This is a genomic window from Arsukibacterium sp., from assembly GCF_018402695.1.
Taxonomy (GTDB): Bacteria; Pseudomonadota; Gammaproteobacteria; order Enterobacterales; family Alteromonadaceae; genus Alishewanella.
This window is the reverse complement of record NZ_JAGYIM010000002.1, coordinates 1-6,417: the sequence shown is the minus strand read 5'-3', so window position 1 is coordinate 6,417 and position 6,417 is coordinate 1. Positions and strand designations below refer to the sequence as shown.

Here is a 6,417-nt window from a genome sequence, read left to right as displayed (position 1 = left end):
CCCTGCCATCACGCCAGACAGTACTGAAGGCTGGCGATATTGTGCTGGCCCAGGGTAAATTTAACCGCTTTGAACGGCTGCGCAGCTGGAACTCACTCACTATCGAGCGCGAAGCACCGATGTTGCACGAAAAGTTGCTGGCAGCCAGCGGTCTGGCAGAGCTGGAAGTTGCCGCTGATGGTCCACTGGCGGATGAAATACTGGAACATCACCGCTTTCGCGAAAATTATCAGTTAAATGTGCTGGCAGTGAAACGGCCGGGCCAGACCTTGCGCACCCGGCTGGCCGATTTATCACTGGCAGGAGGGGATAAAATTCTGGTGCAGGGCAGCCGGGCTGCGCTGGAGGCGATGCAAAAGCAGGACGCATTCAGTGCCGTACAGCTGCTCAGTGCTGATGATGTTAAACGTCAGTACAAGCTGGAAGAACGACTGTTCGTTTTAGGTTTGCCGGCAGACAGTCCACTGGTAGACAGCACTTTCGCTGACAACCGGCTGGGGGATGCCTTTGATTTTCGCTTACTGGGCTTATTCCGTCACGGCGAAATTATTCAGCAGTTTCACTCTGATGACAAACTGGAAGCCGGCGACTTACTGTTAATTCAGGGCCGGGAGGAAGACCTGGATATCCTGCGCGGTTTTAAAGAGTTGGAACGACTGGACGATATGTCGCCGTATCTGGACTTGCTGGCAAAAGGTAAGCTGGAGCTGGTAGAGGCCACCTTGCACCCCCGTAGTAAATACATTGGCCAAAGCGTTAACGCTCTGCAACTGGACAAGCGCTACAAGGTGGAGGTAGCAGCCATTTGGCGCGAAGGCCGTTCGTATCGCACAGCGCTTGGCAGCATGTTGTTGCAGCCGGGCGACGCCTTACTGATTGTCGGCCCGCGTTCCCGTCTGGCCCAGCTGACCAATAGTGAACACTTAATTGTAATGAATCCGGTGCAGGTGAAACCGGTCAATGCCAGCAAGGCGCCGCTGGCCGCTGGATTAATGGGCTTAATGGTGTTGCTGAGTGTCACCGGGGTGTTACCTATTTACCTGGCGGCAATTCTGGCTGCTACCTTAATGGTGGCAAGTCGTTGTCTGAGTATGGAGCAAGCCTACGCCGCCATTGACTGGCGTTCTATCTTTCTGATTGCTGGCATGTTGCCGCTGGGGCTGGCCATGCAACATTCCGGTGCTGCGGCCTGGCTGGCTGATGGCGTACTGGCCGGTTTAGGCCAATACGGCCCGCTGGCCGTGCTGGCAGGCTTATATCTGGTCACCGCGCTCGGTACTTTGGTAATACCCGTTGTGGCACTGGTGCTGATAATGGCACCCATTGGTTTGATGTTAAGTAATGCGCTCGGGGTAAGTGGCCAAAGCGCGATGATGGTGGTCGCTGTTGCCGCCACCAGTCTGGCCAGCCCGGTATCCCATGCTGCCAACACGCTGGTGATGGGTCCGGGCGGTTATCGCTTTGTCGATTATTTAAAAGTAGGCGGGCCGCTAAGCCTGTTGTTATTTGTGATTACCATGGCGCTGTTGCCACTATTCTGGCCGCTTACTGGTGGTTAGTGCCAGCACCTTACAGCATGCTCTTTAGCACATCATCTTTTCGAATAAAATGATGGTGCAGGGCTGCGCCAATATGCAGTGCTATCAGGCCAATCAGGACAACGGCCAGCCAGCCATGTAATTCGCGAAATAGTGCGTAATAATGAATATCAACCTGCAGCGCGGCCGGCAGCCTGAACCAGCCAAACACGTCGACTGGCCTGCCAGCAAAATATTGCATCAGATAACCGGACACTGGCATGGCAAACAATAAGATATATAGTAACCAATGAGATGCTTTAGCCACAGTTTTTTGCCAGTCAGCCAATTCATGCGGTAATGCGGGCGGCTCATGGCGCAGACGGTTTATCAGCCTTGCCGTTACCAGTAAAATAGCCATAACCCCAAATGCTTTATGGATGTTTAACAGAGTTAACTGCCAGGGCTGCAGTGAAGTTACCATCAGTAGGCCTGCGGCCACCATGGATAACACTAACGCTGCCATCCCCCAGTGAAACAAACGCATAGACAGTGAAAAGCGATCTGAATTACTCATTATTGCTGCCCTCTAACGCACCTTGTAATTGTTCTTTTGCCCGGCGCCGGTATGACTCTGCATAGGCTGCAGAGCGCGCACGAAGAATGGGATCGGCGGTTGCTTTAACACCGACAGGTAATACCAGAGGGTCAAAATTAATGGCATGGCAGTCACCTTCCAGCTGAGGAGTTGTGCCGGTAAGCACCAGCTGACCTGCCGTAATTTGCTGGCGGTTGTCAGGCCATGCTTTGGTTGGATTCGTTTCATCATCTGAAGGATCCGCCAGCGTAAATACCCAGTCAAATACCACCTCTCCGGCTGCTATCCTGGCGGCTATTTCCTGTTGCAACGCATTATCGCGATCTGACTCCGTTGCTGGCACCGCAACAGTAGGTCGCATAGCCCAGCGCACAGCTTGTTGCTTGCCGTCAGTGTTAACTAAATAAAAGGCATTAATGCTGTGATAGGTTTCAGCAGCAAAACTGCCCGATGGCTGATACTGGGCTGCCCAAGCCCGGAATTCATCACTCTCAGGATGGTCGGCAAAAAATTGTTTTATTGCTGCCGGGCCAGCCTGAATAGCCTGGATTTGCTGGTAAAAGGTGTGTGGATCGGCCACTGCCATTACCGGCGGCGTATTCATGGCCAAGCGCCATTGCTCGGTGCGGCTGCTGGCAAAACTTAACGCCATACTGCGAACCGGCGCTTTCAGATCGGGCGCAGTCGGGTTATTACCAGCAATAGATAACCGGCCAATAAAAGGTGTGCTGCCGGCTTTAAAAAGGCTGGCTTGTGAATAGTCTGCCAACTGACCATTGACCCGAAACTCACCACTGATGCAAATACCTTTAGCGTGAGCCCGGCGGAACCCGGGAAAAGCGCTGTTGCCCTGTTGCAAATTGACGAACTGCTGTGCTGAGACCTTGGGCGGGGCGTCGGCACCAAAGCTAACTGCGGGGGCCAGCAATAGCGCCAGATATAATGTTCTCATATTAAAATACTCATTGGCTGATTTATCCTTGACTAAAATTATATGCGTTTTAGCAGCATACGGTTCAAAGACCGGGAGATTGCATAATATCTTTCAGTGCTTCGGCCAGGTGATGTCTGGTCGGGTTTCACATCAACGACCTGATAAGTGTGCAAAGTTGTACCTTTAACTACAATTTTGCGTTAGCTTATACCGCAGGATCTGGCTTGAGGAATTCATGCATTTACCCACAGTAATTATGGTCGCGCTGGCAATAAATTTTATTGTTGGTGTTTATTTGTATCTGCTTTATCGTCGTAAGCCAAAAGACCGCTGTTTTAAACTGTGGTCGTTTTCCTGTGTCTGTTTTGTGTTGGGTTCAGGTTTAGTGGTGTTGCGCTACTACCCCTTCCCTGAGGTATTAACCTTTTTTATTGCTGACAGCCTGTTGCTGCTGGCACCGCTATATGTGCTGGCGGGGCTGGTGCAGTTTTCACGCTTTCGGTACACCAAACGCCGCAGGCGTCAGGCATTCGCTGCTCTGGCCTTTACCTTACTGGTGTTGCTGGCAAGCTATCAGCAACCAGGCCTGATAAGTGTGGCAGTGGCGCTGGCCATTGGTATTACATTTTGCCTGTGTGCCCTTTTACTGCAAAGGTCCGTTATCACCGAACCGTCCTTTAGCCGAACCCTGCAAATAGTTTTTATAGTGCATGCATTGGTGATGTTCGGGCAAGCCGCGTTAATAATGTTTAACTGGCAGCAGCTCAATATGCATGGCTTACCAGAAACCTCTATTTACACCCTGCTTAGCCACATTTTGTTAACCACATTTACCGCCTTGCTATTGCCATGGCTAAGCTTTTTGAAACTGGAGCGTAAACTTACCCTTAGATCGCAACGTGATGGCTTAACCCGGCTGGCGAATCGGGAGCACTTTTTTAATCAGATTGAGCGGTACTGGCAGCAACATCCATCGATCCCTGCGGTGCTAATGATGATTGATATCGATTTCTTTAAAGGCGTAAACGACACCTTTGGCCATGCGGTGGGTGACCGGGCTATTGCTTTGGTAGCGAAGCTGCTGTCAAAACAACTGCGCAGCAACGATATTATTGGCAGGATAGGTGGCGAGGAATATGCGGCGTTGTTAATTGATATAGACGAGCAAACGGCGTTGAGGATCAGTGAGCGGCTCTGTCAGCAAGTCGCAGCGCAATTACAGTACATTGACGATGCCAAAGTTGAGCTGACTATCAGCATTGGCATGGTCCATGTGGTTCCGGCACAGCACAAGCATACTGCTGCCTTTAAAATCGCTGATGAAGCCTTGTACGCCAGTAAACAGGCCGGTAGAAACACCGTAACACTGGGTAAGCTTAATACAGTTTAACATCTGGTATTTGATTAATCCTTCAAATTTTTGTGAGTCAGCACTCTTGCTGTGGTCATGTTTGTTCCTTCGTAAATAACAAATGTATATACATAATGAAAATCTTGAATTACATTCGGGTACAAGAATCTGCCAACTGATTGAACTTTTAAGACTGTTCTTGCTGCCACTTGTCTTAATTGTTTATCAAGAGAAAGCTGATTTTAGATATCAGCGCCGTTAAAACAGCATATATAAAAAAAGGAGTTAAAGTGGAAGAATTAAAACATTCCGGGCTTGGTATCGCGTCATTTATCACAAGTATTGCCTCTGGGATCCTGATATTTGTGCTTATTGTAATCGCTGGCATTATGGAAGTGTCTACACCTGGTGGCATTGATGAAAACTCTGCAGATGCGATAATAGTAGGCCTGTGTGTCCTTGCTTTTTTAGGGACGTCAGTAGTTGCATTTGGCTTGGGTATTGGTTCACTTGTTCAGAAAAACCGCAAAAAAATCCTTGGCATCCTTGGTACAACGTTTTCTGCACTCATAGTGTTAGGAACGGTATTTCTTATTGTTCTTGGTTTGTCAATGGAGTGATGCTGCTCAAGCAACAGCCATAATGTGGCATTTGACAAGTATTGGCCATATTGATTACTTGATGGTGTTATTACTTCAAAGAAACGATACGAACACTATTATCCATAAAATATGATAGCTGGCCTATATACCATGATAACTGCAGACTACTTACCATAAACCCAGCTGTGCTTGCTGCTCGCCTGGCCAGGGCGAGAGTACTAGGTGGGGTTGCTGTAAATCGGCGGCAAACTGGCGGCACAGCTGAGGAGCGAGGGTATTGTCCGGGGTGTGGAAAAAACAGTACGGCGTTTTCCCCTCTCGCAGCCAGTTGTTAATTTTCGCTAGCCAGGGGGTATAGAATTGCCGGTTAAGCTCCATATCATCGGTGCCGATAAAGCGCAGCATCGGCCGGTCACTCAGGCAAATAGCATGCACCGGTAAGCGTGGCTTTTTCGCCTGGGCATCCAATAGCGCCGGGCTGCTGGCCGTTACTGAAAATAGCGCTCGGCTATCTAACACCACCCGCTCGGCACCGTGTTGCTGCAACAGGCGGTTTAAGGCCAGTTCGTGCTCAGCCTTATCAAAAAACGCCGGATGGCGTACCTCTACTGCTAATGGCACCTTACTACTTAATAGCTCAAGCACAGTGGTTAATTGCCCCAGCATGGCCGGGCCCACTGCTGCAGGTAGTTGTAAGTGAACTAAACCAATAAAAGGGTGGACCGGGGCAAAATGTTGCCACCATGCTAACAGGGCGCTGTGGTCGAGCTCCGTTAACTGATGACTAAAACGACGGGGGATTTTAAATACAAAGCGGAAATGCGCTGGCAACTGCGTGGCCCAACGCGCCAATTGGCTGTCGGACGGGTCAGCATAAAAGCTGGTATTGCCCTCCACGCTGTTAAAATACTGGCTGTAACCGGCCAGAAACTCATTGTTGCTCAGATCATCAGCAAATAAGCTGCCTTTCCAGCGGCTGTTAGCCCACATCGGACAACCAACATACAGCAAAGGGTTACAGTTCCAGGTTATCAATCAGCCGGGTGCTGCCAAGTTTAGCTGCGGCCAGAATGACTTTTGGCTCGGTTGCGTCAACAGCGAGCGTCAGACTGTGCTGATTGCTGATATTAACGTAATCCGGCACAAAACCCGCTGCTGTAAGCTGTGTCTTGGCTTGTTGCTCCAATGCCCGGTAATTATGGTTGCCGGCGATAATGCTGGCTTTAAGTTGCTGTAATATCTGATACAGCGCAGGGGCCTTAGCCCGCTCTGCCGGCGTTAAATAACCATTGCGGGAGCTAAGTGCCAGGCCGTCATTTGCGCGCTCAGTGGCCACGCCAATAATCTCAATCGGCAAGGATAAGTCGATCACCATCTGGCGGATAATCGCCAGTTGCTGAAAGTCTTTTTTACCG

The 6,417-nt window shown here is 50.0% G+C and carries 7 protein-coding genes; 3 read left to right on the top strand and 4 right to left on the bottom strand.

Annotation, left to right across the window (positions count from 1 at the left end):
* Window positions 1–1,559: SLC13 family permease (locus tag KG631_RS00045; RefSeq protein WP_213994629.1), on the top strand; the 1,559-nt coding region annotated here is incomplete at its 5' end.
* A gap of 10 nt (window positions 1,560–1,569) precedes the next feature.
* Here the strand turns inward: KG631_RS00045 and KG631_RS00040 are convergent.
* Window positions 1,570–2,094 carry a cytochrome b gene (locus KG631_RS00040; protein WP_213994628.1) on the bottom strand — a complete coding sequence of 175 codons (525 nt, stop codon included), beginning with the start codon at window positions 2,092–2,094 and terminating at the stop codon, window positions 1,570–1,572.
* Window positions 2,087–3,067, bottom strand: coding sequence for a catalase family peroxidase (locus KG631_RS00035; protein WP_213994627.1), 981 nt, complete (start codon window positions 3,065–3,067; stop codon window positions 2,087–2,089). Before KG631_RS00035 ends, KG631_RS00040 begins: the two co-directional genes overlap by 8 nt.
* A 217-nt stretch (window positions 3,068–3,284) precedes the next feature.
* Here KG631_RS00035 and KG631_RS00030 point away from each other — a divergent pair, with 217 nt between their 5' ends.
* Both KG631_RS00030 and KG631_RS00025 read left to right on the top strand, forming a co-directional pair.
* A complete protein-coding gene (locus KG631_RS00030; protein ID WP_213994626.1) occupies window positions 3,285–4,439 on the top strand; it encodes a GGDEF domain-containing protein in 1,155 nt (384 codons plus the stop codon).
* Window positions 4,440–4,690: 251 nt separating this feature from the next.
* Complete coding sequence (locus KG631_RS00025) at window positions 4,691–5,020, top strand: hypothetical protein (RefSeq protein WP_213994625.1); 330 nt, start codon at window positions 4,691–4,693, stop codon at window positions 5,018–5,020.
* A gap of 150 nt (window positions 5,021–5,170) precedes the next feature.
* Here the strand turns inward: KG631_RS00025 and KG631_RS00020 are convergent, their stop codons facing one another.
* Together KG631_RS00020 and KG631_RS00015 are read right to left on the bottom strand one after the other, a co-directional pair.
* Entirely contained in the window at window positions 5,171–5,992 is an 822-nt protein-coding gene (locus KG631_RS00020) for a DUF72 domain-containing protein (protein ID WP_213994624.1), read from the bottom strand.
* A gap of 25 nt (window positions 5,993–6,017) precedes the next feature.
* Window positions 6,018–6,417, bottom strand: a 400-nt coding sequence (locus tag KG631_RS00015; RefSeq protein ID WP_213994623.1) for a pantoate--beta-alanine ligase, incomplete at its 5' end; no start/stop codon positions are given.

Coding starts and splice junctions, on each gene's coding strand:
- KG631_RS00035 (WP_213994627.1), bottom strand. CDS start 3,067: ATGAGAACATTATATCTGGCGCTATTGCTGGCCCCCGCAGTTAGCTTT.
- KG631_RS00040 (WP_213994628.1), bottom strand. CDS start 2,094: ATGAGTAATTCAGATCGCTTTTCACTGTCTATGCGTTTGTTTCACTGG.
- KG631_RS00030 (WP_213994626.1), top strand. CDS start 3,285: ATGCATTTACCCACAGTAATTATGGTCGCGCTGGCAATAAATTTTATT.
- KG631_RS00020 (WP_213994624.1), bottom strand. CDS start 5,992: ATGTGGGCTAACAGCCGCTGGAAAGGCAGCTTATTTGCTGATGATCTG.